The organism is Arthrobacter sp. E1SS-5, assembly GCF_057073715.1.
This window is the reverse complement of record NZ_CP172703.1, coordinates 2916858-2943031: the sequence shown is the minus strand read 5'-3', so window position 1 is coordinate 2943031 and position 26174 is coordinate 2916858. Positions and strand designations below refer to the sequence as shown.

Genomic DNA, 26174 nt, shown 5'->3' with positions numbered 1-26174 from the left:
ACAAGGACCACCTGCCGCGGCGATCCCTAAGGCGGCACATTGACGGTCTTCAGCGAACTGCGCATGCGTCCGGCAGCGGCAGCGCCCAGTGGATGGAATGCCTCGACCACGGCGCGGCTGGTGATATCCGGCGCGGCCATCTTCCTGCTCCTGGTGGGTGCCAACCTTGCCACGCCGCTCTACCCGCTGCTGCAGGCAAACCTGGGGCTCTCCAGCCTTGAGGTGACCGCAGCTTTCGCCAGCTACGTCCTGGCGCTGGTGGGAACCCTGCTGCTGGCGGGCCACTGGTCCGACCATATTGGCCGGCGTGCTGCCCTCCTGGTTGCTGTGCTGGCCGGGCTGGCTGGCGGCTGGATCTTTGCGGAAGCGGCAACATTGGCTGCCCTCTGTGCCGGGCGTGCGCTGCAGGGTATGGCCGTTGCGCTTGCCACCGGGGCAAGCGCCGCTGCCCTCCGTGAGCTGCTTCCGTCCCGCCCGGAGTGGGCATCGCGTTTTACCCTGCTGGCCTCATCCGGAGGAGTGGCCGCGGGCCCTGTCATCGGCGGGCTGCTGTCGCTGCTTCCAGGCCCCACAACGGCCCCGTACGTCGTCCACTCGCTGCTGCTGGCCGGGCTCCTGGTCCCGCTGTACCTGGTCCGTGCCCGCCCGGCCATCATGGCCCCCGCGGCGTCCCGCCCGATGCACGCCCTTGCGCCGCGCCGGCCGTCCGTTTCACGCCAGGCGAGGGGCGCTTTCTGGCTGGCCTCCGGCGTCGGCTTCCTGAGCTTTGCCGTGTTTGGCTTCTCCCTGTCCTTGGCACCGGGCTACTTTGCGCAGGTCCTGGGCACGGACTCCCGGCCGCTGATCGGTGTACTCGCCGGCCTGCCCTTGGCGGCGTCAGCCCTGAGCCAACTGGTGACCGTGCGCGGCCGCCTGACCCTCCCCGCGGGCCTGGCCGTCCTTGGCGTCTCCGTCATCCTATTGGGGGCCGCCGGCGCATGGCACAGCCCGCTGTTGCTGGTGGCGGCCGCCATTGCAGCCGGGCTGGGGCAGGGCCTGGCGTTCCGGATCGTCTTCAACGACGTTGCGGACAAGGTGGAGCCGGCCCGCCACGCCCAAATCATCAGCACCGTCTATGTCATCACCTACCTGGGGAGCGCGGTGCCGGTCCTGGGCCTTGGCTGGGCCAGTGCCGCGTTCGGCATGGCCCCGGCCGTCCAGGGCTTCGTCCTGCTGTGCGGCGCGGCGGCCCTTGGCCTGTCAGCCTGGACATTCGCCGCCATCGTCGTCCGGCGGCGAAAGTGACCTCCCCCGATAGACGGCGCTAGTTCGGAAGGGGACCGTGGTTGCCCTGGATGTGTTCGAATACGAGCGTCGTCTCGGTGTGCCCCACCACGGGATCGGTGGCGAGGTTGTCCAGGACCCAGTCCCGCAGGTCCTCGGTGCTCCCGACGGCGATGTGCAGCAGGTAGTCCACTGAACCTGAGGTGTGGAAGGTGGAGAGCACGGCCGGCAGGTGCGGGACGCGCGCGGTGAAACGGTCGATCTGGTCCCGGTCGTGGGCGCGGAGCCGCACGGCCACCAGCGCCTGTACGGACCTGCCGATCGCCGACAGGTTCAGCTTCGCCTCATAGCCCTGCACGATGCCGCGTTCCGACAGCGCGCGGGTGCGCATCAGGGCTGTGGACGGGGCGATCCCTACCAGTTCGGCGAGCTGTTTGTTGGAAATCCTGGCATCGGAAACGAGGGCTTCCAGGAGCCGTTCGTCAATGGCGTCCAACGGCTCAAGATGCGGCCCGGGCCTGGTGTTCCTGGGGTTCGTGCTCACTGCGGTTCCTTCCACGCGGTCTTCCGTTCATCCTAGACCGCAGAATTGCCGCCATCCGCGCAGCAGGGGCGCGCCCCGCCGAATATTCAGACCACGCTTGCGGCTGTTCAAGCCGCATAATTCATAAGTGGCGCGGCGGGCCTCAGGCAGGGAGCTTTTCGGTCCGGGGGTGGACGAAGGCGACAGTTGCGGCAGTGAGGCACGCCAGGGCCATAACGGCTCCCGCAAGGGCGCCCCAGCCCCAGGCCTGGAAGACCAGGCCGCCGGCCCACCCCAGGAGGCTGGAGCCCAGGTAGTAGGCCAGGTTGTACAGCGAGGCCGCCTGGGCCCGGCCGGTACTGGCGATGGCGCCGGTCCACCCGGATCCGATGCTGTGGGCGGCGAAAAAGCCCCCGGTGAACACCACCAGTCCGGTCAGGATCAGCACCAGGGACGAAATGAGGGTCAGGGCGAGGCCGGCCACGGCAAGCGCAAGTCCCGCGAGCAGGACGTTCCGGCGGCCGAACCTTGTGGTCAGGCCCGCCGCCCAGCGGGAGGAGACAGTGCCGGACAGGTAGGCCAGGAAGATCAGGCTGATCACTGTGGCGGGGAGTCCGAACGGCGCAGCGGAGAGCCGGAAACCCAAGTAGTTGTAAACGGCCACGAAGCCGCCCATCATCAGGAACGCCTGCGCGTAGATGGCCAGCAGCCGGACATTCCGCAGATGGGCCGCGAGCGTTTGGATGGCGCTCCGGAGGCCTGTGGCCTTAGCCGGAACGAATCCCCGGGCCCGGGGCACCAGGACAAGGAATACGACGGCGGCAACGGTCGCCAGCAGGGACACAGCCAAGGCCGCCGATCGCCAGCCCCACAGTTCGCCAACCGGCCCCGCCACGAGCCGGCCGGACAGGCCCCCGAGGGTGGTGCCGGCAACATAGCTTCCTGCTGCCAACGCGGCATGGGCTTTGCTGACCTCTTCGTTGAGGTAGGCGATGGCGATGGCGGGGATGCCGCCCAGGGCCATGCCTTCCAGCAACCGCAGCACAAGCAGCATGGTGAAGTTCGCGGACAACGGCACCAGCAGGCCCAGGACGGTGGCCGCGGTGATGCCCCACATCATGGCCTTCACCCGGCCAATACGGTCTGCCAGGAAGGACCAGGGGATCACCGTGGCGGCCAGCCCCACGGTGGCCAGCGAGATGGTCAGGGCGGCCTCGGCCGCAGTGATGTCCAGGTCGGCCGCCATGAGGGGCAGCACCGCCTGGGTTGAGTAGAGCTGCGCGAAAGTGGCCACACCGGCGCACGCCAGGCCGGCGAGGATCCGGCCGTAGGCCCGCGATCCCTTGGGGTGGCCACTCCAAGCAGTGGAAGGGCCGGTGCCGGCCGGTGCGTTCTGTGGCATCCAGTCAGCGTAGTCCTCCGCTGACGGATGCTTCCAATGCATGTTTCCTGCCAGACTGATATCAAAATCGGATTGCTCACGGCGGAAAGAGGAGCCATGGAACCGGACCGGAAACAGTTGGCCCAGCTGCTGCCGCTCCTGCCGCTACTGGCCGAGCTGGGCCGCACCGAGCACGTGACGGAGACAGCGGAACTGCTCGGAGTACCCCAGTCAACGGTGAGCAGGGCGCTGGCCCGGGCCAGCGCCGCCGTCGGCACCGAACTCCTGGTCCGGGACGGGCGCGGGGTCCGCCTGACTCCCGCCGCCCGTACCCTGCTGCCCTACATCGAGCACGCGCTCGCGGAGTTCCAGGCCGGGCTGGACCTGGTCCGGAATGAATCCGAGGTGGTCAGGGGCACTGTGTCCGTGTCCTTCCAGCACACCTTCGGCGAAGCCACGCTGCCCCTGCTGATCAGCGCCTTCCGCGCCCGGCACCCGGGAACCGCCTTCCGGCTCAGCCAGGGCGCCCGGAGCAGCTGCCTGGAGGAGCTTGCCTCCGGGGAAGCCGACCTTGCCCTCACCGCGCCCGTGGCCCCGCCCGGCAAGAACCTCGATTCGGCGCCCCTGTACCGGGAGCCGCTCCGGCTGGTGGTGCACCATGGCCACCCGCTGTCGCGGCAGCGGAAGGCGGCTATGGCCGATATCCGGACCGAGCCGTTCGTTGCCCTGGGGCCCGGGTACGGGCTGCGGTCCCTGACCGACGCCCTGTTCCGCGAGGCCGGGTACCGCCCGCGGATTGCCTTCGAAAGCCAGGATTCCCACACGGTCCGGGGACTGGTTTCGGCAGGCCTTGGCGTCAGCATCCTGCCGCCGGGAGGTGACGCACCCGGCCGGGTCTTGCGACCCGAAACGGGTGACCTGGGGTGGGTGGAAGTGGCGCTCGATTCCCCGCTCGCCTTCCGGGAGGTCGGCGTGAGCTGGCGGCGCCGGAAGCCTGAAAGTGAACCGGCTCCGGCCAGGCTCTTCCGCGAACTGGTGGTGGCCCAAGGCCCCGGCCTGTTGGCCGGGCTGGTCACCAAGGCGGGCCGCTGACCAGGTATGCCGTCCGACGGCGGATGGCGGGGCCAAGGGCCAGGGCGCGGCCGGGTGCCGCACCGGCAAGCCGTCCCCGCAAGTACCCTTGTGACGTGACGAACATCCAAAACCCATTCGCCCATCGCGTCGAGACGGCCGCAGAATCCCCAAGCGAGCCGGGGCACGGCATCCCTCTTCCTGTGAATCCGCTTCGCGGCGTCACGATCGGCCTGGACATCGGCGGCACCAAGACGCACGGCGTCCGCTTTGAGGACGGCCACCCGGTCGCGGACGATTCGGCGGGCAGTTCCAACGTCCAGAACGTCACCCGGGACCAGGCGGCCCGCAACCTGGCGGAGCTTTTTGGCCGGATCGGCGGTGGGCGCGTGGACCGGGTGTATGCCGGGTCCGGCGGAATCGACACCGACGAGGACGCCGCCGCCCTGGCTGCCCTGATCCAGCCGCTGGTCCCGGAAGCAGTCATCACCGTTGTCCACGATTCCCGCCTGCTGCTGGCGGCCGGCCGTGCCGGCACGGGCGTGGCCGTCATCGCGGGAACCGGCTCGGCCGCCTGGGGACGCAATGCCGACGGCGGCGAGGCCCGGGCAGGCGGCTGGGGCTACCTGCTGGGGGATGAAGGCAGCGGCTATTGGCTGGGGCGGGAAGCCGTTCGGCACAGCCTCCGCAGGATGAACCAGGGCCTGCCGATCGACCAGCTCACCGCAGCCCTTCTGCAGTCCTGCGGGCTGGACCACCCCAATAAGCTCATTGCGCTGTTCCACTCCCCGGACACCGGGCGCCGTTTCTGGGCCCAGCAGGCCAGGCACGTGGTGGAGGCGGCAGCTGCCGGGCACCAGGACAGTGCAGCCCTGCTGGACCAGGCCGGGCGGGACCTTGCCGCCCTGGCGGGACAGGTGCTGGGCCAGCTGAAAATTGAGGGGCCCGTAATCCTGGGCGGCGGGCTGGGGATGAACGTTGCGCCCCTGCAGGAGTCATTCCGCCGGAACCTTGCCGCGGCGGGCATCCTGGATGTGCGGGTCCTGGACCAGGAACCGGTGTTCGGTGTCCTGCAGCTCCTGGCAGAGCCCGCCTGACCCTTCAGGCAGGACTCCTAGCTGACGGAGCGCTTTCGGGGCGTCAGCCGAACGCCGGGAAGCGGGGGAGCCGGGATGCGTCCTGCTTCCGCCCCGGCGTCGGGACCGTGCCCGGGCACCAGGCCGTAGCGGGCGGCGGCCGTTTCGATATCCGGCAGCCCCGCCTGCGCTTCCCAGTCGTCCCGGGCCTGTTCCACTTCGTCGTGCGTGCGGCCCACGAAGTTCCACCACATCAGCAGTTCCTCACCGAACGGCTCTCCGCCAATCAGCAGGAAGCGGGTACCGGGGCGCGCCTGCATCCGCAGCTCGCTGCGGCCGGTGCCCAGGTAGCCCAGCGGCCCCGCCGGCAGGTCCTGGCCGTCCACCGCCAGGCCGCCGTCGAGCACCAAAATACCGTGCTCGAACGTGGGCTCCAACGGAAGCACCGTGTCGCCTTCGCAGGAGACGTCAGCCCCGACAATGGGCGAGTACATCGTGGCAGGCGATGCCTCTCCCGCGAGCTCGCCCACCATCACGGTGGCGGTGTAGCCCCGGCCGGCGGCGCGCGGCAGCTCGCGGTGCTGTTCGAACGCCGGTTCCCTGTGCCGGTCCCCGTCAGGAAGGGCAACCCACAGCTGCAGGCCCCGCTGCAGCGGCAACTCCTGGCCGCCGTCGGAAGGAAGCACCGCGAACTCCGAGTGCGACACGCCCTGCCCGGCAGTCATGATGTTCAGCTCCCCGGGGCGCACCACCACATCGCTGCCCACGCTGTCCCGGTGCCGGATGTGCCCCGCCAACGGCCAGGTCACCGTCTGCAGCCCGATGTGCGGGTGCGGAAGGACGGACATGGCGGTCCGGTCCGGGCCGAAGCTGTCCAGGAAGCACCAGGCGCCGATGGTGGGAAGCCCGCGCTGCGGCAGCGTCCGTTTGACGTTCATGGCGCGGACGCCTCCCAGGGGAACCTCACGTTCAGGCCACAGCTGAAGGCAGGGGCCTGAGGTTTCCTCGGCGGTGGCAGGCGGGCAGAGCTCTTCCTGGGGTGAAACTTCCAAGTTGGTCACGCCTTTACTTTAAGCACAGGGAGCCGAAGGGAGCGGCGCGCCTGCAGGATATTGATACCCATCCGCGCGGGCCAGGGCACCGAATGGTTACAGTAGGGATTCCTTTGCGTGGATTAGGGCATTAGCTGCTGAAGGCCGGCCCCGATTGGGCTACCGTAACTATCAGCATGCTGATGGCAATGTCGCGGTGCTGGGAGCACTCCGTCCGAGAGAACAGGTAAGTCCGCACCATGGACCAAGCGATGATCGAGTTCCAGAGCGTTACCAAGCAATATCCGGGCGGTCAGCCTGCCGTGGATGGGCTGTCCATGTCCATTGCCAAGGGCACCATCACTGTCTTTGTCGGCCCCTCGGGCTGCGGAAAGACAACTTCCTTGCGGATGATCAACCGCATGGTTGAACCAACGTCCGGGACCATCACCGTGGATGGCCGGGATGTTACCTCTGTGCCGGCGGCGGAACTGCGCCGTTCCATGGGGTACGTCATGCAATCCGCCGGGCTGCTGCCGCACCGTTCGGTGCTGGACAACATCGCCACCGTTCCCCGGCTGAACGGAGTGTCCAGGGCCGACGCCCGCCGTCGTGCAGGGGAGCTCCTGGATGTGGTGGGCCTGGCCCACTCCCTGGGCAGCCGATACCCCTCACAGCTGTCCGGCGGCCAGCAGCAGCGGGTGGGTGTGGCGCGTGCCCTCGCCGCGGATCCACCCATCCTCCTCATGGATGAGCCTTTCAGCGCAGTGGATCCCGTGGTCCGGGAGGAACTCCAGCAGGAGCTGCTGCGCCTCCAGAAGGACCTGGCCAAGACGATCGTGTTCGTAACCCACGACATCGATGAAGCCACCATCCTGGGCGACAAGGTGGCAGTCTTTGCCACCGGCGGCAAACTGGCCCAGTACGCCACCCCAGAGGAGATCCTTCGGGCGCCGGCCAACAACTTCGTTGCGTCCTTCGTCGGCCGGGACCGCGGCTTCCGGCACCTCGGTTTCAGCCCATCCGACGGAGTCGTGGTCCACCCGGTGCCGACGATCATCCGCTCCGAGGGCGGATACGAGTCTGATTCAAGCGCAGCGGGTGGCTGGCAGCTGGTGGCGGACGCGGACATGCGTCCGCTCGGGTGGACGGCGCCGGGCACCGAAACCGATATCATTCCCGGCGGTTCGCTGTTCCGGCCCGGAGAGAGCCTTCGGCGCGCCCTGGATGCAGCACTGTCTTCGCCGTCGGGCCTGGGCGTCGCCGTTGATGCGGACGGCAAGGTCCTTGGCGTGGTCCGGGGCGGTGAAGTGCTGGCCCTGATTGAGGAAGCACGCCAGGTTCGGCAGGCAGCCCTCTGATGGATTGGTTCCTTGCCAACAGCGGCATGATCTTCGAGCGCGCTGGCCAGCACTTGGTGTTGGCCATTGTTCCCATGGTCCTGGGCCTGTTGATTTCCATCCCGTTGGCGCAGTTGGCGCGTCGCAACAGGGCGTTGCGTTCCGTGGTGCTGACCGCATCCTCCCTCTTGTACACCATCCCGTCGCTGGCACTGTTCATCATCCTGCCCACCATCCTGGGGACCCGCATCCTGGACCCTCTCAACGTGGTGGTGGCACTGACCATCTACGCGGTGGCCCTGCTGGTCCGCGCCGCCCTGGATGCATTTGATTCCGTGGACGCGGACATCAGCCAGGCCGCGCAGGCCATGGGCTTCAAACCGCTTGCCAGGTTCCTCCAGGTGGACCTGCCGCTCTCGCTGCCTGTCATGTTTGCCGGGCTGCGGGTTGTCTCCGTCAGCAACATCTCGCTGGTCAGCGTTGCGGCGCTTCTGGGGGTCGGGAACCTCGGCATGCTCTTCACCGACGGCCTGCAGCGCGACTTCGTCACCGAAGTAGTGATTGGCATTATCGCCATCCTGGTCCTTGCGCTGGTGATGGACGCTGTCCTTGTCCTGCTGGAACGCATCCTCACACCTTGGGAGCGGGCTGGCAGCCGGCGGGACGGCAGCGTCGGGTCCCACCCCCTCGGAGCGGCCGCTGCCGAGCCGTCCGTGTCAACGGCGGGAGGACCAGCGTGAGCAACGTCTTTGCCGATACGTTCGCGTGGCTCGCCGACCCGCTCCACTGGTCCGGAAGCATGGGCATCCCAACCCGGGTGGGGGAGCACCTCCAGTACACCGGCCTGGTCATGCTCATCGCCACCGCAATCGCCGTTCCGGTCGGGCTTTTTGTCGGCCACACGGGAAAGGGCCGGGTGGCCGTCGTGGCGCTGGCCGGGGCCCTCCGTGCGCTTCCCACCCTTGGCCTGCTGATCCTGTTCGTGCTTCTGGCCGGCATCGGGCTGATGCCACCGGTCTGGGCCCTGGTGATCCTCACAGTCCCGCCGCTCCTGGCCGGAACTTACGCCGGGATCTCCAGCGTGGACCGGAACGTCGTGGACGCCGCCCGCGCCATGGGCATGACGGAACTGCAGGTCCTGTTCCGGGCCGAGCTGCCTAACGCGCTCCACGTTATGTTCGGTGGATTCCGCACAGGCGTGCTGCAGGTGATCGCCACCGTCTCCGTGGTTGCCTACATCAACCTGGGGGGCTTGGGCCGCTATCTCTTCGACGGCCTGGTCCTCAGCGACTTCCCCCAGATGCTGGGAGGTTCCCTCCTCATCGCTGTGCTGGCCATCGCGGTCGACCTCGTCCTGTCCCTGTTCCAGAGGCTGTTCCTGACCCAAGGGCCCTCGAAGCTGTCCTACCGCAGCCAGGAGGCTGCGGTTGATCTCACAGACCCCGCTGTTGCGGAGACTGTTGTACAAGGAGGTAAGTCATGAAAGATAGCCGTCCCCAGCGCCTCGGCAGGCGGGCATTCAGTGGCCTCGCTGCCGGAGTTGGCCTGGCCGTGGTGCTGTCCGCCTGCGGCGGTTCGTCGGATCCGCTGAAGAACGCACCCGCGTCCAGCAGCGGGGCTTCCGGTGAAGCAACTTCCCTGGTGGTGGGCTCGGCCGACTTCCCGGAGAGCCAGATCATCGCAGAGCTTTACGCCGGCGCGCTCAACGCCAACGGAATCACCGCCACCACCAAACCGAACATCGGCTCCCGCGAGGTCTATTTCAAGGCGGTCCAGGACGGTTCGGTGGACGTGGTGCCGGATTACAGCGGCAACCTGCTGCTGTACGTGGACAAGGAAGCCAAGGAAGTCTCCGCCGGCGATATCATCAAGGCGCTGCCGGGCAAGCTGCCCGACGGGCTGGCCGTGCTGGACGCAGCCAAGGCTGAAGACAAGGACGCCATGGTGGTCACCAAGGCAACAGCGGAGAAATACCAGCTGAAGTCCATCGAGGACCTGGCCAAGGTGTGCAGCGACATCGTGGTGGGGGCACCGGCCACGTTCGCCGAGCGCGCCTACGGCCTGCCGGGCCTGAAGAAGAACTACAACTGCGTCCCCAAGAAGCTGGAGCCTTTCAGCGACGGCGGGGGTCCGGTCACGCTGAAGGCGCTGCTGGAGGACCAGGTGCAGGTGGCTGACATCTACACCACCACGCCCTCCATCGCCGACAACGACCTGGTGGTGCTTGACGATCCGAAGAACAACTTCATCGCCCAGCAGGTCCTGCCGCTGTACAACAAGGCGAAGATGACGGACAAGGCAAAGCAGGCGCTGAACTCGGTGTCCAGCACCCTCACCACCGATGACCTGATCAACCTCAACCGCGCGGTCAGCGGCAGCCAGAAGCAGGACGCCAAGACGGCGGCCAACAACTGGCTCAAGGAGAAGGGCATCGTCAAGTAGGCATTGTGCCGCCCCTCCCGCGAGGGGAAACTTCGGTGCTGACGACGGCGGCTGCCGGACTTTCAAAGGTCCGGCAGCCGCCGTCGCCATGTGGTGGATGTCTCAACGGGGATGCATCCTTCCTGTGGCATATTTGAGGAATGGCAGAATTCAGGCAGTCCACGAAGCTTCACAACGTTCTCTATGACATCCGTGGACCGATCCTGCAGGCCGCCCAGCAGATGGAGGCGGAGGGCCACCGGATCCTCAAACTGAACATCGGCAACCCGGCCCCGTTCGGCTTCGAGGCACCGGACGCCATCCTGGTGGACATGATCCGCCACCTGCCGCACGCGCAGGGCTACAGCGATTCTCGCGGCATCTTCTCCGCACGCACCGCGGTGTCGCAGTACTACCAGACCCGCGGTATCCAGAACATCCACGTCGATGACATCTACCTGGGCAACGGTGTCAGCGAGCTCATCACCATGTCCCTGATGGCGTTGCTGGATGCCGACGACGAGGTCCTCATCCCCACGCCGGACTACCCGCTGTGGACGGCCTCCGTGGCGCTCGCCGGCGGCAAGCCCGTCCACTACCTTTGCGACGAGGAATCCGGCTGGCAGCCTGACCTTGAGGACATGGAAGCCAAAATCACGCCCCGCACCAAGGGAATCGTGGTCATCAACCCGAACAACCCGACGGGCGCCGTCTACCCGGAAGAGACGCTGAAGCGCATTGTTGCCCTGGCTGAAAAGCACGGGCTGGTGATCTTCGCCGACGAGATCTACGAAAAAATCCTGTACGAGGATGCCGTCCACGTAAACCTTGCCAAGCTCACCGACGACCACGTCCTGTGCCTGACGTTCAGCGGGCTGTCCAAGGCCTACCGGGTCTGTGGCTACCGGGCCGGCTGGATGGCCATATCCGGCCCCAAGAAGGAGGCCGCCGACTACCTCGAAGGCATCAACCTCCTGGCCAACATGCGCCTGTGCGCCAACGTCCCGGCCCAGCACGCCATCCAGACCGCACTGGGCGGCTACCAGAGCATCAACGACCTCATCCTCCCGGGCGGGCGCCTGCTGGAGCAGCGGAACAAGGCCTACGACATGCTCAACGCCATCCCCGGCGTCAGCACCCAGCAGGCAAGAGGCGCACTGTACCTCTTCCCGCGCCTGGACCCCGAGGTGTACCGCATCCGGGACGACGAGAAGTTCGTCCTCGACCTCCTGCGGGAACAGAAGATCCTGCTGTCCCATGGCCGCGCCTTCAACTGGGTCCGCCCGGACCATTTCCGTATGGTGACGCTGCCCAACGTGAAAGACATCGAGGAAGCCATTGGCCGGATGGGGGACTTCCTAAGCAGGTACCAGGGGAACTAGCCTGTGCTCACGGGCCGCCGGTCCGTGCAACCTTGCCGAAAGGATTCCCATGGCCCGCGTCGTCGGATTCGACCAGCATCCTGCCCAAACCCTTCGGGCGGGGGAGGGTTTCTCCCTGGCCGCAGTGGATCCCAACTCGACCCCCGGCTACAGCGGAAACAAGGATGACGGCAAGTTGCTCCTCGCGGAGATGGACGACGAACTTTCCGAGCTGCAGGAAAAGCTCTTCGCCGAGTCCCGCTTCGGCGGGACCAAGCGGGTCCTGCTGATCCTGCAGGCCATGGACACCGCCGGCAAGGGCGGGATCGTCAGCCACGTCATGGCGTCCATGAACCCGCAGGGAGTCCAGTTCAAGGCGTTCAAGGCACCCACCGACGAGGAAAAGTCCTACGACTTCCTGTGGAGGATCGAGAAGGAAGTGCCGGCCGCCGGCATGGTGGGTGTGTTTGACCGTTCCCACTACGAGGACGTCCTCATCCACCGGGTTCACGGATGGGCCAGCCCGGATGAGATCAAGCGACGGTACGTTGCCATCAACGAATTCGAGGCGAGGCTGACGGATTCCGGTACCAAGGTGGTCAAGGTAATGCTGCACATCAGCGGGGACGAGCAGAAGGAACGCCTGCTGGCCCGGCTGGACAATCCTGCCAAGCACTGGAAATACAGCCACGGCGACCTGGACGAGCGTGCCTTTTGGAACGACTACATGGACGCCTACCAGGCGGCGATCGGCGAAACGAGCACGCCGGACGCGCCCTGGCACGTCGTCCCGGCCAACAAGAAATGGTATGCCCGGATCGCGGTCCAGCAGCTGCTGCTGGGCGCCCTGTCCGGGATGAATCTCAAATGGCCAAAGGCTGAATTCGACGTCGCCACGGAGCGCGAACTGGTGGCCCGTTCCTGAAAATCCGCTGCTGGGGATCCGCTGCCGACATCCGTTCGGCGGACTTATTGCTGCGGGTGACCCGCTAGCTACAGTGGTTGGTCCCGGGCTGCAGCCAGGCGCTTCCGCGCGCCTTCCAGCCACTCCTCGCAGCGCGCGGCCAGTGCCTCGCCCCGTTCCCACAGCGCCAGCGATTCCTCAAGGCTTGCGCCTCCCGCCTCCAGCCTGCCTACCACGGCGATGAGCTGTTCCCGGGCTTCCTCGTAGCTCAGAACTGCGACGTCCGGCTCTGGTTTCTGTTCCGTCATGCTTTTTCTTCCAACTCCTCGTGGTGGTCTGTGTTTCCCGGTTGGGATCCGCCGGTGGACTGCACAGGTCCAGTGGACGTGGCGCCGAGGCGCCCCTCTGCCACGCGGATGGACAGGGCGGCACCGGCAGGCGCCTCGGCGGGGCGGCGGACAACTGCGTGCCCGGCTTCGGCGATCCGCGCGGCCTGGTCTCCCGCCAGTTCGACGACGGCGTACCCCCGGTCCAGCGTCTTCTGCGGGGACAGCGCGCGTACCTGGGCTTTGAGGTGTTCAAGCTGGTCTGCTGCGCGCACCACGGTGGAACTTACGGCAGCGGACGAACGGCGCAGGAGCCGTTCAATTTCCTCGGCCCGGACCGAGACCATGCCTTCTGGCGCCGCCATGACGGGCCGCGAGTGCAGGGCCGCCAACCGGTCCGATTCCCGGTCCACCAGCCGCTCCACGCAACGGCGCAGCTGTTCGCGCGCCTGGCGTACTCCGGCAAGCTCTTCAGAGACCTCCGGCACGATCCGCTTGGCGGCATCGGTGGGGGTGGAGGCGCGCAGGTCCGCGACATAGTCCAACAGCGGACGGTCTGCCTCGTGGCCGATGGCGCTCACCACGGGAGTCGCGGCGGCAGCCACCGCGCGGATCAGGTCTTCGCTGTTGAATGGCAAAAGGTCTTCCAGCGCTCCGCCGCCGCGGGCGATGACGATCACGTCCACCTCCGGCCGGGTATCCAGTTCGCGCAGGGCACGGACCACCTGGGCCACGGCCGTGTTCCCCTGGACGGCCACCTCGCGGATCTCAAATTCAACCGCCGGCCACCGCAGGGCTGCGTTGCGCAGGATGTCCTTCTTCGCATCTGAGTCGCGGCCTGTGATAAGGCCAATCCGGTGCGGCAGCAGGGGCAGGGGCTTCTTCCTGGAGTCTGCGAACAGGCCTTCCGCCGCCAGGGCCTGGCGCAGCCGCTCAATCCTTGCCAGCAGGTCACCAAGTCCCACCGGCCGGATGTCCCGCACCATCATGTTGAGCCTGCCCGTTTTCAGCCAGAACTCCGGCTTCAGCAGTGCCACCACCCGCGACCCGCGCTCCAGTGGAATGTTCTGGCGTTCCAGCACCTTGGTCCACACGGATGCCGGCAGAGAGACCTCTGCGTCCACGTCGCGAAGAGTCAGGTAGGCGTTGCTGCCGCGGCGGTTCAGTTCGATGACCTGGCCTTCCACCCATGCGGACGGTGTTCGGTCAATGTGGGCCTTCAGCTTCTGCGACAGCAGCTGCAGGGGCCATGGGTTGTCCGGGCTGGTTTCCGCGGCGGTAGCCGGCAGCGTACTGGGGGCGGCACCCGGAAGGGACGCCTGCTCAGACATGCGGACGCCATAGGGAAGCTGGTGCAGCGGGCATGCGGTCCTTCATCTCTTTGGGGGCTTCATTCAACCTTATACATAAGGTGTAGCACCGGGGACTGACAGGGACAGCCCAACTGTCCTGCCTAGGATGGGTGTAGGCCCCCAACCCCGAAGGACCTGTTGTGCGTACTTTTGTCTCTGCCATTGCCACCGTGCTGGGCATCCTCCTGGCCGCTGTCGCCGTTCCCGCCATCTGGGTGGACCGGAACATTGTCCAGGAAGACGGGTTTGTCCGCCTGGCCGCTCCGCTCGGCAAGGACGGGGACTTCCAGCGGAAACTGGCTGGGGCGGCCGTGGGAACGATTGACACCGGATCAGTCCCGGGATTTCTTTCGGGACTGGTCGAACCGATGCTTGAAAAGGCGGCGGAGTCGCTCACCGGGCTGCCCGGCTACCCGGCGGCTTGGGAGGAGACGCTCCGCCGAAGCCACCGTTTGAGTTTCGCCGACCCCTCGGCGGATCCCCAGGCCGGCGCTTCGCCGTCTTCGCTGACCCTCGACGTGGCCCCTTTGGTAGCCCTCGGCGCGGAGGAGATCTCCCGGACCACGCGGCTTCCCCTGAATCCGCCAGAGCAAACCCTGATCAACGTCGGCCAGCCCGCGCAAAGGGAATGGACGGAGCGCCTCGCCACTTATGCGCCGATGGGCTACATCCTGGCCATCGGTTCGGCTGCAGCGTTCCTGCTGGCGTTGGTCGCTGCGCGGCGCCGCTGGACCGTGCTGTTGGCAGCCGGCGTTGGCGGATTGGCGGTCGCCGCCCTGTGGGGGGCTGGGTTGCAGCTGGGCTCGGCCCGTGCCCAGGCAACCGACACCGGCAATGCAATGGCCAACATGTTCCGTGACGAGTTCCTGGCCGCCGCGGGCGCGGACTTCCAGGGGTGGATCACCGCTGCAGCAATCACAGGTGGCGTCCTGGCGGCAGCGGGCATTGTGACGTTGTTCGCATCCCGAAAACGGGCGCGGACCAGCCGGTAACATGGAGGGATGACCACCACGGCCGTTCCCCTTTCGATGCCAACCATTCCACGCAGGCGCCGTTCGCCTGAGGAAGTAGCAGCCGCGGCTCCCGTCAACGGTCCCAAGAAGGTGCTGCTGGCTGCCCCCCGCGGCTACTGCGCCGGCGTTGACCGGGCCGTCATTGCGGTCGAGAAGGCGCTGGAACACTACGGCCCACCCGTGTATGTCCGCAAGCAGATCGTCCACAACGTCCACGTGGTCAGCTCCCTGGAGGAAAAGGGCGCCATCTTTGTGGACGAGACCGACGAAGTTCCCGAGGGCGCTTTGGTGATTTTCTCCGCCCATGGCGTCTCCCCGGCTGTGGTCCAGTCCGCGGAAGACCGCGGCCTGCGCACCATCGATGCCACCTGCCCGCTGGTCACCAAGGTGCACAGGGAAGCCGTCCGCTTCGCCAAGGACGATTTCGACATCCTCCTGATCGGCCACGACGGCCACGAGGAAGTGGAAGGCACCTCCGGTGAAGCGCCGGAGCACATCCAGATCATCAACGGCCCCCACGAAGTGGACAAGGTGACCGTCCGCGACCCCGAAAAGGTCATCTGGCTTTCCCAGACCACGCTGAGTGTTGACGAGACCATGGAGACCGTCCGGCTGCTCAAGGAACGGTTCCCCACCCTGCAGGATCCGCCCAGCGATGACATCTGCTACGCCACCACCAACCGGCAGGTGGCCATCAAGAAGATCGCGCCCAAGGCGGATCTGGTGATCGTGGTGGGCTCGGCCAACTCGTCCAACTCCGTCCGGCTGGTGGAGGTGGCGCTCGAGTACGGTGCCAAGGCCTCCTACCGCGTCGACTTCGCCAATGAGGTTGACGAAGCATGGTTTGAAGGCGTTGCCAGCGTGGGCGTCACGTCGGGGGCCTCCGTGCCGGAGGTGCTGGTACAGGACGTGCTGAGGCTCCTGGCCGATTACGGTTATGGCACCGTGGAGGAAGTGGTTACGGCCGAAGAAGACCTGCTGTTCTCACTGCCCAAGGAGCTGCGCGCAACCCTGAAGCAGTCCGGCGACGTCAGCCGCGCCCTGGGCGGCCGCCGGTCCCGCAACTGAAAACAATCAGGGCACACAGCCAGCGCAATTAATCAGCATTTGAGCGGTGGGGCCGGGCAGTCACTGACTGCCCGGCCCCACTTGTCTTCAGGGGCGCGTCAGGCCGCTTCGTCTTCACCCTGAAGTTCGGGTGCCACCAGCGCGCGCGGGGTTACCTCCACCACCGGAGGCGTGGTGAGGCCCGACTCTTCGAGGCTGTTAAGTTTCCGGGCGGTGGGGAGGATCCGCGCTTCCAGGGTCCCGACCATGGCGTTGTAGCGGTCCACAGAAGTCTTCAGTGAAGATCCCAGCTTGCTGACGTTCTCACCCAGCGTGCCCATCCGGTCATACAACTGCCGTGCGAGCTCGAACAGTTCGCGCGCACTGTCCGTCAGGACGTCCTGGCGCCAGGTGAATGCCACGGATTTCAGCACGGCCAGCAGGGTGCTTGGGGATGCGAGTACAACATTGCGGGACAGGGCGTGGTCCAGGAGCCCGGCGTCAGCTGTCAAGGCGGCCGCCAGGATGGATTCGGCCGGGATGAAGCACACCACCAGTTCCGGCGAGTTCCCCGGGATGTCCCAATACTTCTTGGTGCCCAGCGCATCGACGTGTGCCCTCAGGGCCTTGGCGTGTGCGGTGAGCAGGGCCTGCCGGTTCCTTCCGTCTTTCGCAGTGGATCCCACCGGCCGGCCCGGGCCCGGATCCACGGCGCCCAGTTCCTGTGCCTCGAGGTAGGACGAGAGCGGAACCTTCGCATCCACCACCAAATGCTTTTCGCCCGGCAACTGCACCACCAGGTCCGGGCGGACAGCTGAGTCATGGCCGGCGCTGTGGACCTGTTCCACGAAGTCCACGTGGCGGAGCATGCCCGCAGCCTCCACCACCCGGCGAAGCTGCACCTCTCCCCACTGGCCCCTGGCGCTGTTTGAGCGCAAGGCCGACTCCAGGGCATGCGTGGACCGGATGAGCTGTTCATCCGAGAGCCTGGCCTCCTGCAGCTGCTGGGCCAACTGGCCGTACTGCTCAACCCGGTCCCGCTCCAGCAATGCCACCTGCTGCTGGACAGCGGAGAGCTTCTCGGCCACCGGGGCCAGCGCGCGCAGCACACTGCCGTCCTGGGTCCTTGCCTCACCCAGCTCACGGTTCTGTGCCGCCAAAAGCCGGCGCTCGGCGTCGGCCGCTGCCAACTGGGCCGTGACCTCCGAAAGGCGGGACGAAACCTGGTCAAAGTCCGCCTCCAGCCCATGCGAGTTCCGGCGCAGGGAAAAGTAGGTGGCAGCGGCGCCGGCGAGGGCGCCCAACAGCAGCATGAAGAGGGCCAGAATCAAGGCAAAAGCATCCATGGCTTCACTGTTGCACGGGGCTCTGACATTCACCGGCAGTGACATTCCCCGGTACTGTCCCCGGCGGCCCGGCGGGTAGAATCAATGCTCGTGGCTCTTACTATTGGCATCGTCGGACTGCCCAACGTCGGCAAATCAACCCTCTTCAACGCGCTTACCCGCAACCAGGTCCTGGCCGCGAACTATCCGTTCGCCACGATCGAACCCAATGTTGGGGTGGTGAACCTCCCGGATCCCAGGCTTCAGAAGCTTGCCGGCATCTTCGGTTCCCAGCGCATCCTGCCCGCAGCCGTGTCCTTCGTCGACATTGCCGGCATCGTCAAGGGAGCATCCGAGGGGGAGGGGCTGGGCAACCAGTTCCTGGCCAACATCCGCGAGGCTGAGGCCATTGCCGAGGTTGTCCGGGTCTTCGACGACCCCGACGTGGTGCATGTCGACGGCAAAGTGGACCCGCGCTCGGACATGGAAACCATCAACACCGAACTGATCCTCGCGGACCTGCAGACCATCGAAAAGGCCATCCCGCGGATCGAAAAAGAAGTCAAGATCAAGAAGCGCGAAGCCGCCGAACTCGCAGCAATCAAGGCCGCGCAGGCAGTGCTGGAACGCGGTGACACCATCTACTCCTCCATAAAGAGCGACAAATTGGAGATGGAACACCTCAAGGAACTGGGCCTGCTGACGGCCAAGCCCTTCATTTACGTCTTCAATGCCGACGAAGGCATCCTGGGCAGCCCGGAGAAGCAGGAGGAGCTGCGGGCCATGGTGGCTCCGGCAGACTGCATTTTCCTTGACGCCAAGCTCGAAGCGGACCTCGTCGAACTGGACGAGGAAGAGGCCCGCGAGATGCTCGAGATGAACGGCCAGGACGAGTCCGGCCTGGACCAGCTGGCCCGCGTCGGCTTCCACACTCTGGGGCTGCAGACCTACCTCACGGCCGGCCCCAAGGAAGCACGGGCCTGGACCATCCGGCAGGGGGATACGGCACCGCAGGCGGCAGGTGTCATCCACTCCGACTTCCAGCGCGGCTTCATCAAGGCCGAAGTCGTCTCCTTCGAGGACCTGGTCGATGCCGGCTCAATGGCCGAGGCAAAGTCCCGCGGCAAGGTGCGGATCGAAGGCAAGGAATACGTCATGGCCGACGGCGACGTGGTTGAATTTCGGTTCAACGTCTGAGCAGGCCCACACACCGGCCCTGCAATGCAGTGCCTCCGCAACACTAAGGCAGCCCCGCAAGAGCGTGGGCTGCCTTAGTGTTGCGTTATGACACCCCGTCCGCCCGTGCGACTGGTCCTGCCCCACCAGCTTTTCGAGCAGCAATGGGTGGGTGCGGGCAAGGACACCATCTTTGTGCTCATCGAGCACGATCTTTACTTTCGCCAGTATTCCTTCCACTCCCACAAGCTCGTCCTGCACCGGGCATCGATGGCAGGCTTCGCCCGCCAGCTGGGTGCCCTCGGGCATGAAGTGGTGGTCCTCCACAGCGACGGTTCCCAGTCCTCCCGCGACCAGCTGGCCGACGTGATCCGCCGGCGGCGGCCGCGCACCGTCACCTGGTTCGACGTCGTCGACGACTGGCTTGAACAGGACCTTGTGGCCGGGCTTGCGAACGGCGGCTACACCATGCGCAGCGAGGACGTGCTGGAGACGCCCAACTTCTTGACATCCCGCGACCAAATTACGCAATGGTTTGCCGCCAACCGCCCCAGGCTGCACGACTTTTACGTCTGGCAACGCCGGCGGCTCGGCATCCTCGTGGAGAAGGGGGGAGCGCCCGTTGGCGGGAAATGGTCCTTCGACGCCGGCAACCGCAAAAGGCTGCCCCGGAGCTACACCCCTCCCGCAGTAGGCAGGTTCGGGGACCACCAGGCCCTCCAGGGGCAGGGAATGTTCGATCTGGACGCGCCGGCCAACCCCGCGGAGCCGCAAGATCCCCGCGACAGTGACGCTGCCCGGGATGTGGAATCGGCCATCCATTGGGTGGCCGAGGAATTCCCGGACGCGCCCGGCGATCCCCGCCTCTTCGCATGGCCCACCACCCAGGAAGAGGCCAGGGAGCACCTGGCGGAGTTTGTATCTGACCGCCTCGACGGTTTTGGTCCCTATGAGGATGCCATTTCCACCACGCATCCGTTCATCAACCATGGACTGCTGACGCCAATCCTCAACATCGGCCTGCTGAACCCTGCGGACGTGTTGGAGGCGGTCCTGGACGGTGCAGGCGACAACACCCCCCTTGCCTCCCTGGAAGGGTTCGTAAGGCAGGTCATTGGGTGGCGGGAGTACATGCGGTCGACGTACCGGCTGCGCGGGCGCCGGATGCGAACGGTCAACCTGCTGAACCACCGGAACGAACTTGGTACGGGCTGGTGGGATGCCCGCACCGGCTTGGCTCCGGTGGACTTGGTTGTCTCCCGCGTCCTGGACACCGGATACGCCCACCACATCGAACGCCTAATGGTGCTCGGCAATGCCATGTCCCTGCTGCGGATCCACCCGGACGCTGCCTACGAGTGGTTCATGGCGATGTTCATTGATGCCTACGACTGGGTCATGGTGCCCAATGTCTACGCTATGAGCCAGTTCGCCGCCGGCGCCGACATCACCACCAAACCCTACGTATCCGGCAGCAATTACCTGCGGAAGATGTCGGACCTGCCGCCGGGGGAGTGGACCGCCGACTGGGATGCCCTTTACTGGATTTTCGTTGACGGCCACCGGCAGGTCTTTGCGCGCAACCCGCGTTCGAGAATGCTTGTGTCCCTCCTTGACCGGTTGGGTGCCGGGGTGCTGGAGGACCACCAGCGGAGGGTTGCGCGGCTCGTCAGCGGGCCTGGCTGTGAGCGTCTGCTGGTGGAACCACCGGGCGTTGCTGAGCGGTGATCGCGTCCCCTGCACAGGGCGCAGCACCAAGTATCCTGAAGTTGTAGGGCCCGATTCCCGGCGACCCGAGTCTTCCCAAGAGGAAAAACACAAGGAGGCGGCATGCCGGTACGGCGTCTTATGCAATTGCTCGTCGCCGCATTGTCGGCCGCCCTGGTTCTCTCCGGTTGCTCGGGCGGCGGCGCCCCGTCCGTTGTGGTGGGGGAGGCAAAGCGCGGTGGCAGCGTTACGGTGGCGGAGGTCAACGCCTTCTCCTCGTTCAACCCTTACAGCGCCAATGGCAACACCGACATCAACTCGAAGATCGGTGCCATCACACACTCGGGCTTCTTCTACCTCGATGACACGTCCAAGGTTGTCCGCAACGATAAGTTTGGCCACTTCGAAAAGGTTTCCGACCAACCGCTCAAGGTGAAGTACCTCGTCAACGAGGGAGTCAAGTGGTCCGACGGCGCGCCCATCGGAGCGGCCGACCTCCTATTGAGCTGGGCCGCAGGGTCGGGCTATTACGACGATGTCGATCCTGCTGCCCGCAAGGGAACCAAGTACTTCTCGGTTGCCTCCGATACCACTGGCCTCGCCGGCACCCGGTTTCCTGAAATCGGATCCGACGGGCGTTCCATCACCATCGAGTACGCCGCACCGTACGCGGACTGGGAAGTGGCGTTCGACGTCGGACTCCCGGCCCACGTCGTTGCCGCCAAGAGCGGACTCAACGATGAGGAAGACCTGGTGACGCTGCTCAAGGACACGCCACGGGGCAACCCGGACAAGCCTGCGTCGAACCCTGCACTCAAGAAAGTCAGCGACTTCTGGAACACCGGGTTCAACACAAAATCCGTGCCCGACGACCCGGCACTCTACCTGTCCAGCGGCCCCTACATCGTCCGGGACATCGTCCCGGAAGTCTCGATGAAACTTGTCCGCAACCGGGACTACACATGGGGCGCCGAACCCTGGCTGGACGAGATCAATGTCAGGTTCACCGGGGCGGTACCGGCAGCGGTGGATGCCCTCCGCAACGGCCAGGCCGACATCATCTCACCCCAGCCCTCAGCCGCCACGGACAGTCTGCTGACCGGCCTGTCGGGCCAGGGCATTACCGTGGAACGGTACAAACAGTCCGGCTACGACCACCTGGACCTCAACTTCTCCGGGCCCTTTGCGAACAAAGATGTCAGGGAAGCCTTCCTCAAAACAGTGCCGCGGCAGGCGATTATGGACGCCGTGGTGGGCAGCCAAGTGCCGGACAACAAGCCGTTGGATTCACAGGTGTTCCTGCCGGGACAGCCAAAGTACGACGACACCGTGAAGAAAAACGGTTCCTCCGATTACGCCAAGGTGGACATTGAAGGGGCAAAGAAGCTCCTGAAGGATGCCACCCCCAGCGTCCGCATTCTCTATAACCGCGATAATCCGAACCGGGCCAAATCGTTCGCCCTGATCCGCGACTCGGCCGCACTGGCTGGATTCCGGGTAGTTGACGGCGGGCAGGGAAGCGCCGACTGGGCCGCCGCGCTCAGCCGCGGCGGGTATGACGCAGCCTTGTCCGGATGGATCGGCACGGAGGCTGGGGTCAGCCGGGTGCCGCAGATCTTCCGCACCGGCGCGGGCAGCAACTTCACGGGATATTCCGACGCCGACGCGGACAAGATCATGGAGCAGCTGGCCGTGACCACGGACCTGGGCAAACAGGACGAACTCCTGGCCGAAATCGATAAGCACATCTGGGAGGACGCGTATGGCCTCCCGCTCTACCAGACGCTGGGAACAACGGCCTTTAGCTCCCGGGTAGCGGGCATCAAGACCAGTCCCGGCCCCCTGGGCATCTGGTGGAACGTTTGGGAGTGGCGGCTGTCCAACCCGGCCGCGTGACTTAGGGTCTTTCGCCCCTTGCCCCGGCTGCCCCTGCCCGATTCGCCGTACGGCTTACCGGCGAGTAGCATGTGACGTGCCTAACTTCCCACCCATCCCCGGGGCATTGCACTGCGCCGGTCACGGTTTGGCAACGGAGTACCAATATCTGGACTACGTGCAGTTAGGCTAACTCGTATTGTGTAGGTTCCGTCACAGCGGCCAGCTGCGTCCGGCCTACGGGGAAGCACAAGATTCCCCTATATCTCTCCCACAACTCATAGGAGGCGGAATGCGTTTTACGCGCACTTCCAAAGCACTGGGCATCGTGGCAATCGCCACGCTTGCCCTGACCGGGTGCGGCGCCGGCGGCGGCGGCAGCACTGACGGATCCAGCAACGCTGCCGGGGATCCGAACAAGGTCATCACCGCCTACAGCAACGAGCCACAAAACCCGTTGCTGCCGGCAAACACCAATGAGGTTTACGGCGGCCGCGTCGTGAACCTGCTGTTCGAAGGCCTCCGCAGCTACGACGCGAATGGCAAGGCCGTCAATGCACTGGCCGATTCCATCGAGTCATCAGACGCCCAGAACTGGACCATCAAGGTCAAGCAGGGCCAGAAGTTCACCAACGGCGAGGCCATTACGGCAAAGACCTTCGTGGACTCCTGGAACTTCGCCGCAAACTCCAAGAACCTGCAGAACAACGGATTCTTCTTCGAGTCCATCGCCGGCTATGAAGATGTCTCGGCGGTGAACACTACGAAGAGCGCCGACGGCAAGACCACCAGCACGCCTGCCCCCAAGGCGGACACGATGTCCGGCCTGCAGGCCACTGACGATTCCACCATCACGGTTAAGCTTGCCCAGCCCGAGGCTGACTGGTCGCTGCGCCTTGGCTACTCCGCCTTCTACCCGCTGCCTTCCGCCGCGCTGGCCGATCCCAAGACCTTCGGTGAAAACCCGGTGGGTAACGGACCGTACAAGTTCGAAAAGCAGGGCTCCTGGGTCCACGACCAGTCGATCACCCTGGTGAAGAACGCCGACTACAAGGGCACCCGCGAGGCCAAGAACGGCGGCGTTACGTTCAAGTTCTACACCGACCCGGGCCCCGCATACACGGACCTGCAGTCGGACAACCTGGATATCACCGACGTTCTTCCGTCCAACGCTTTGAAGACCTACGTCAACGACTTCCCGGACCGCAACGCCACCAAGGCTGTAGCCACCGATTCCACCCTGAACATCCCGGGCTACAACCCGAACTTCCAGGGTGAAGCCGGCAAGCTGCGCCGCCAGGCACTGTCCTACGCCATCAACCGCGAGGAAATCGCCAAGGTGGTCTTCAACGGCACCCGCACCCCCGCCAAGGCCTTTGCCCCGCCGGTCATCGACGGATTCAAGGAAGGCCTCAAGGGCAGCGAAGTCCTGAACTTCGATCCCGCCAAGGCAAAGGACCTGTGGGCACAGGCAAACAAGATCCAGCCGTACGACGACTCCAAGCCGCTCCAGATTGCCTCCAACACCGATGGTGGCAACAAGGAATGGATCGACGCCGTGGCCAACGGCTTCAAGAACAACCTCGGCATCCAGGCTGAAATCCAGCCGTTCGCCAAGTTCGCCGAAGTCCTGAACCTGCGCAAGACCCAGCAGCTGCCTGGCCTGACCCGCGCCGGCTGGCAGGGTGACTACCCGTCGCTGTACAACTTCCTGGGACCGGTCTGGGCCACAGGCGCATCCTCCAACTACGAGAAGTACTCGAACCCCGAGTTCGACAAGCTCCTCAAGGAGGGCCTGGCTGCCAAGAGCACGGACGAGGCCAACGCCAAGTTCAACCAGGCACAGGAGATCCTGTTCCAGGACCTGCCCGGCCTGCCGCTCTGGGACCAGGCACGCCCGATCGTGTGGAGCAACAACATCGTGAAGGCCGAAACCGGCTGGAACGGTGAAATTCTCTACTACGGCATCACGGCCAAGTAGTTCCAAGATCTAACTTGCCGACAAGCTGATGGGGGTTCCGGTTACGTCCGGGCCCCCATTGGCTTGCAAGCGGCAGGAAGGCATTCATGAACGTGTTATCCCCCCTTCCGGAAGGCAGGTAATCCTGTGATCCGGTTTATTCTGCGCCGACTCCTGCAGGTGATCCCTGTGTTCCTCGGCACTACCCTCCTGGTGTACTACATGGTGTTCGCACTGCCCGGTGACCCCATCGCCGCGCTGTTCGGCGACCGCCAGCCCCCGCAGGCAGTCATCGACACCCTGCGCAGCCAGTACCACCTCGACCAGCCCTTCTGGGTCCAGTACGGTCTGTTCCTCAAGAACCTCTTCACCTTCAACCTGGGCAATGACTTCACCGGCCAGCCCATCGCCGCCAGCCTGGCGCGTGTCTTCCCGGTTACGGCGATGCTCGCCATCGAGGCGCTGGCCATCCAGGCCATCTTCGGCGTGGCCTTCGGCGTGTTCGCCGGCCTGCGCCGCGGCGGCTGGTTCGACTCCACCGTCCTGGTGGCTTCGCTGGTGGTGATCGCGGTTCCCACCTTTGTCCTCGGCTTCGTTTTCCAGCTCGTCTTCGGCGTGCAGCTGGGCTGGGCCAAGCCGACGGTAGGTGCCAATGCGAACTGGGGCACCTTGTTGCTGCCCGCAATTGTTTTGGGGCTTGTTTCGTTTGCCTACGTCCTGCGCCTGACCCGCGCTTCAGTCAGCGAAAACATGAACGCCGACTACGTCCGGACTGCCACGGCCAAGGGCCTGTCACGGCCCCGGGTGGTCCTGGCACATATTCTGCGTAACTCGCTGATCCCGGTGGTGACCTACCTGGGCGCCAACCTTGGCGGCCTGATGGGCGGTGCCATCGTCACGGAGGGCATCTTCAACGTTCCCGGTGTCGGCAACAAGCTTTACCAGGCAGTCCTCCGCAGTGAAGGTCCCACCATCGTCTCCATCGTCAGCGTGCTGGTGCTGGTGTTCGTCGTGGCCAACCTGCTTGTCGATCTCCTGTACGCCTGGCTTGACCCGAGGATTCGCTATGACCAGTAATAACAGCCACTTCGTGGCCCCCATTGAAGAGACGCCGCTGCAGGCGACGGATGCCGTCAAGACTGACCAGGCCCCGCTCAGCCTGTGGGCCGACGCGTGGCGCAAGCTCCGCCGTCGTCCGCTGTTCATCATCTCGGCACTGCTGATCCTTGCCCTGATCGTCATTGCGCTGTTCCCCGGACTTTTCACGTCCACGCCGCCCAACGAAGGCTGCGAACTGGGGAACTCGGAAGGCGCCCCCACTGCCGGACACCCGTTCGGCTTCACCTTCCAGGGCTGCGATGTGTACTCCAGGGTGATTCATGGCACCCAGGCCTCGCTGTCAGTGGGCCTGCTCTCGGTGCTCTGCGTTCTGGTGATCGGCGTGACCATTGGCGCCATTGCCGGATATTACGGCGGCTGGATTGACGCTGTGCTTGCCCGCCTGGGTGACATCTTCTTCGCACTGCCTCTGGTTCTTGGCGCGCTGGTGATCACGCAGTTGCCCTTGTTCCGCGAGAACAAGAGCGTGTGGACCGTGGTGTTCGTCATTTCGCTCCTGGCGTGGCCGCAAATGGCACGCATTACGCGCGGCGCAGTCATTGAGGTACGCAATTCCGACTTTGTCACCGCAGCCCGCTCGCTGGGTGTTTCCAAGTTCGGCGCGCTGATCCGCCACGTCCTGCCGAACGCCCTGGCTCCGATCATCGTCCTGGCAACGCTGGAACTTGGCGTGTTCATCGTGGCCGAAGCCACGCTGTCCTTCCTGGGCATTGGCCTGCCGCAGAGCATCATGTCCTGGGGTAACGACATTGCCGGCGCCCAGGCGTCCATCAGGACCCGGCCGGAAATCATGCTCTACCCGGCCGCGGCGCTGTCCATCACGGTGCTGAGCTTCATCATGCTGGGCGACGCTGTACGCGACGCCCTCGACCCGAAGAGCCGTCAGCGATGAGAGATAAAGAG

Annotated in this window: 23 protein-coding genes; 17 read left to right on the top strand and 6 right to left on the bottom strand. The window is 65.3% G+C overall.

Annotated elements, in window-relative coordinates:
- Positions 1 to 39: 39 nt before the first annotated feature.
- Complete coding sequence (locus tag ACIGJD_RS13615; RefSeq protein WP_483686641.1) at positions 40 to 1284, top strand: MFS transporter; 1245 nt, start codon at positions 40 to 42, stop codon at positions 1282 to 1284.
- A gap of 19 nt (positions 1285 to 1303) precedes the next feature.
- Here ACIGJD_RS13615 and ACIGJD_RS13610 read toward each other — a convergent pair whose 3' ends face one another.
- Together ACIGJD_RS13610 and ACIGJD_RS13605 are read right to left on the bottom strand one after the other, a co-directional pair.
- On the bottom strand, positions 1304 to 1807 hold the full coding sequence (locus ACIGJD_RS13610; protein WP_483686640.1) for an Lrp/AsnC family transcriptional regulator: 504 nt from the start codon (positions 1805 to 1807) through the stop codon (positions 1304 to 1306).
- 142 nt (positions 1808 to 1949) lie between these two features.
- The gene (locus ACIGJD_RS13605; RefSeq protein WP_483686639.1) at positions 1950 to 3188 is read right to left on the bottom strand and encodes an MFS transporter; all 1239 of its coding nucleotides are present in this window, start codon (positions 3186 to 3188) and stop codon (positions 1950 to 1952) included.
- 96 nt (positions 3189 to 3284) lie between these two features.
- Here ACIGJD_RS13605 and ACIGJD_RS13600 point away from each other — a divergent pair, with 96 nt between their 5' ends.
- Complete coding sequence (locus ACIGJD_RS13600) at positions 3285 to 4259, top strand: LysR family transcriptional regulator (protein WP_483686638.1); 975 nt, start codon at positions 3285 to 3287, stop codon at positions 4257 to 4259.
- Positions 4260 to 4429: 170 nt separating this feature from the next.
- Positions 4430 to 5335, top strand: a complete 906-nt coding sequence (locus ACIGJD_RS13595) for an N-acetylglucosamine kinase (RefSeq protein ID WP_483689501.1) — start codon at positions 4430 to 4432, stop codon at positions 5333 to 5335.
- Between the two features lie 17 nt (positions 5336 to 5352).
- On the opposite strand, the gene ACIGJD_RS13590 is transcribed toward ACIGJD_RS13595, so the two are convergent.
- On the bottom strand, positions 5353 to 6375 hold the full coding sequence (locus tag ACIGJD_RS13590) for a pirin family protein (RefSeq protein WP_483686637.1): 1023 nt from the start codon (positions 6373 to 6375) through the stop codon (positions 5353 to 5355).
- A 230-nt stretch (positions 6376 to 6605) separates the two neighbouring features.
- On the opposite strand from ACIGJD_RS13590, the gene ACIGJD_RS13585 reads away from it, so the two are divergent.
- The 6 genes from ACIGJD_RS13585 to ACIGJD_RS13560 all read left to right on the top strand — a co-directional run bounded on the left by ACIGJD_RS13585 (position 6606) and on the right by ACIGJD_RS13560 (position 12392).
- Positions 6606 to 7706: an ABC transporter ATP-binding protein gene (locus tag ACIGJD_RS13585; protein ID WP_483686636.1), complete on the top strand. Its 1101-nt coding sequence runs from the start codon at positions 6606 to 6608 to the stop codon at positions 7704 to 7706.
- A complete protein-coding gene (locus ACIGJD_RS13580) occupies positions 7706 to 8425 on the top strand; it encodes an ABC transporter permease (protein WP_483686635.1) in 720 nt (239 codons plus the stop codon). The genes ACIGJD_RS13585 and ACIGJD_RS13580 overlap by 1 nt, the downstream gene beginning before the upstream one ends.
- Complete coding sequence (locus ACIGJD_RS13575) at positions 8422 to 9168, top strand: ABC transporter permease (RefSeq protein ID WP_483686634.1); 747 nt, start codon at positions 8422 to 8424, stop codon at positions 9166 to 9168. Before ACIGJD_RS13580 ends, ACIGJD_RS13575 begins: the two co-directional genes overlap by 4 nt.
- Positions 9165 to 10127: an ABC transporter substrate-binding protein gene (locus ACIGJD_RS13570; protein ID WP_483686633.1), complete on the top strand. Its 963-nt coding sequence runs from the start codon at positions 9165 to 9167 to the stop codon at positions 10125 to 10127. Before ACIGJD_RS13575 ends, ACIGJD_RS13570 begins: the two co-directional genes overlap by 4 nt.
- A 140-nt stretch (positions 10128 to 10267) precedes the next feature.
- A complete protein-coding gene (locus ACIGJD_RS13565; protein WP_483686632.1) occupies positions 10268 to 11488 on the top strand; it encodes a pyridoxal phosphate-dependent aminotransferase in 1221 nt (406 codons plus the stop codon).
- Positions 11489 to 11537: 49 nt separating this feature from the next.
- Positions 11538 to 12392 (top strand): polyphosphate kinase 2 family protein, encoded by an 855-nt coding sequence (locus tag ACIGJD_RS13560; protein WP_483686631.1) that lies wholly within the window; start codon positions 11538 to 11540, stop codon positions 12390 to 12392.
- Positions 12393 to 12460: 68 nt separating this feature from the next.
- On the opposite strand, the gene ACIGJD_RS13555 is transcribed toward ACIGJD_RS13560, so the two are convergent.
- Both ACIGJD_RS13555 and xseA read right to left on the bottom strand, forming a co-directional pair.
- Entirely contained in the window at positions 12461 to 12679 is a 219-nt protein-coding gene (locus ACIGJD_RS13555; protein ID WP_483686630.1) for an exodeoxyribonuclease VII small subunit, read from the bottom strand.
- Positions 12676 to 14028, bottom strand: coding sequence for an exodeoxyribonuclease VII large subunit (xseA, locus tag ACIGJD_RS13550; protein WP_483686629.1), 1353 nt, complete (start codon positions 14026 to 14028; stop codon positions 12676 to 12678). Before xseA ends, ACIGJD_RS13555 begins: the two co-directional genes overlap by 4 nt.
- 161 nt (positions 14029 to 14189) lie before the next feature.
- On the opposite strand from xseA, the gene ACIGJD_RS13545 reads away from it, so the two are divergent.
- Together ACIGJD_RS13545 and ACIGJD_RS13540 are read left to right on the top strand one after the other, a co-directional pair.
- Entirely contained in the window at positions 14190 to 15041 is an 852-nt protein-coding gene (locus ACIGJD_RS13545) for a hypothetical protein (protein WP_483686628.1), read from the top strand.
- Positions 15042 to 15050: 9 nt separating this feature from the next.
- The gene (locus tag ACIGJD_RS13540; RefSeq protein WP_142133187.1) at positions 15051 to 16130 is read left to right on the top strand and encodes a 4-hydroxy-3-methylbut-2-enyl diphosphate reductase; all 1080 of its coding nucleotides are present in this window, start codon (positions 15051 to 15053) and stop codon (positions 16128 to 16130) included.
- Positions 16131 to 16228: 98 nt separating this feature from the next.
- Here ACIGJD_RS13540 and ACIGJD_RS13535 read toward each other — a convergent pair whose 3' ends face one another.
- Positions 16229 to 17455, bottom strand: coding sequence for a DNA recombination protein RmuC (locus ACIGJD_RS13535; RefSeq protein WP_483686626.1), 1227 nt, complete (start codon positions 17453 to 17455; stop codon positions 16229 to 16231).
- 90 nt (positions 17456 to 17545) lie between these two features.
- Between ACIGJD_RS13535 and ychF the strand changes: the two genes are divergently transcribed.
- The 6 genes from ychF (at position 17546) to ACIGJD_RS13505 (ending at position 26163) form a co-directional block, all read left to right on the top strand.
- On the top strand, positions 17546 to 18631 hold the full coding sequence (ychF, locus tag ACIGJD_RS13530; RefSeq protein WP_142133189.1) for a redox-regulated ATPase YchF: 1086 nt from the start codon (positions 17546 to 17548) through the stop codon (positions 18629 to 18631).
- An 87-nt stretch (positions 18632 to 18718) separates the two neighbouring features.
- A complete protein-coding gene (locus ACIGJD_RS13525) occupies positions 18719 to 20338 on the top strand; it encodes a cryptochrome/photolyase family protein (RefSeq protein WP_483686625.1) in 1620 nt (539 codons plus the stop codon).
- Between the two features lie 102 nt (positions 20339 to 20440).
- Complete coding sequence (locus ACIGJD_RS13520; protein WP_483686624.1) at positions 20441 to 22213, top strand: ABC transporter family substrate-binding protein; 1773 nt, start codon at positions 20441 to 20443, stop codon at positions 22211 to 22213.
- Between the two features lie 271 nt (positions 22214 to 22484).
- Positions 22485 to 24173, top strand: a complete 1689-nt coding sequence (locus tag ACIGJD_RS13515) for a peptide ABC transporter substrate-binding protein (protein ID WP_483686623.1) — start codon at positions 22485 to 22487, stop codon at positions 24171 to 24173.
- A gap of 126 nt (positions 24174 to 24299) precedes the next feature.
- Complete coding sequence (locus ACIGJD_RS13510; RefSeq protein ID WP_142133193.1) at positions 24300 to 25229, top strand: ABC transporter permease; 930 nt, start codon at positions 24300 to 24302, stop codon at positions 25227 to 25229.
- Positions 25219 to 26163: an ABC transporter permease gene (locus ACIGJD_RS13505; protein ID WP_483686622.1), complete on the top strand. Its 945-nt coding sequence runs from the start codon at positions 25219 to 25221 to the stop codon at positions 26161 to 26163. Before ACIGJD_RS13510 ends, ACIGJD_RS13505 begins: the two co-directional genes overlap by 11 nt.
- Positions 26164 to 26174 lie beyond the last annotated feature (11 nt).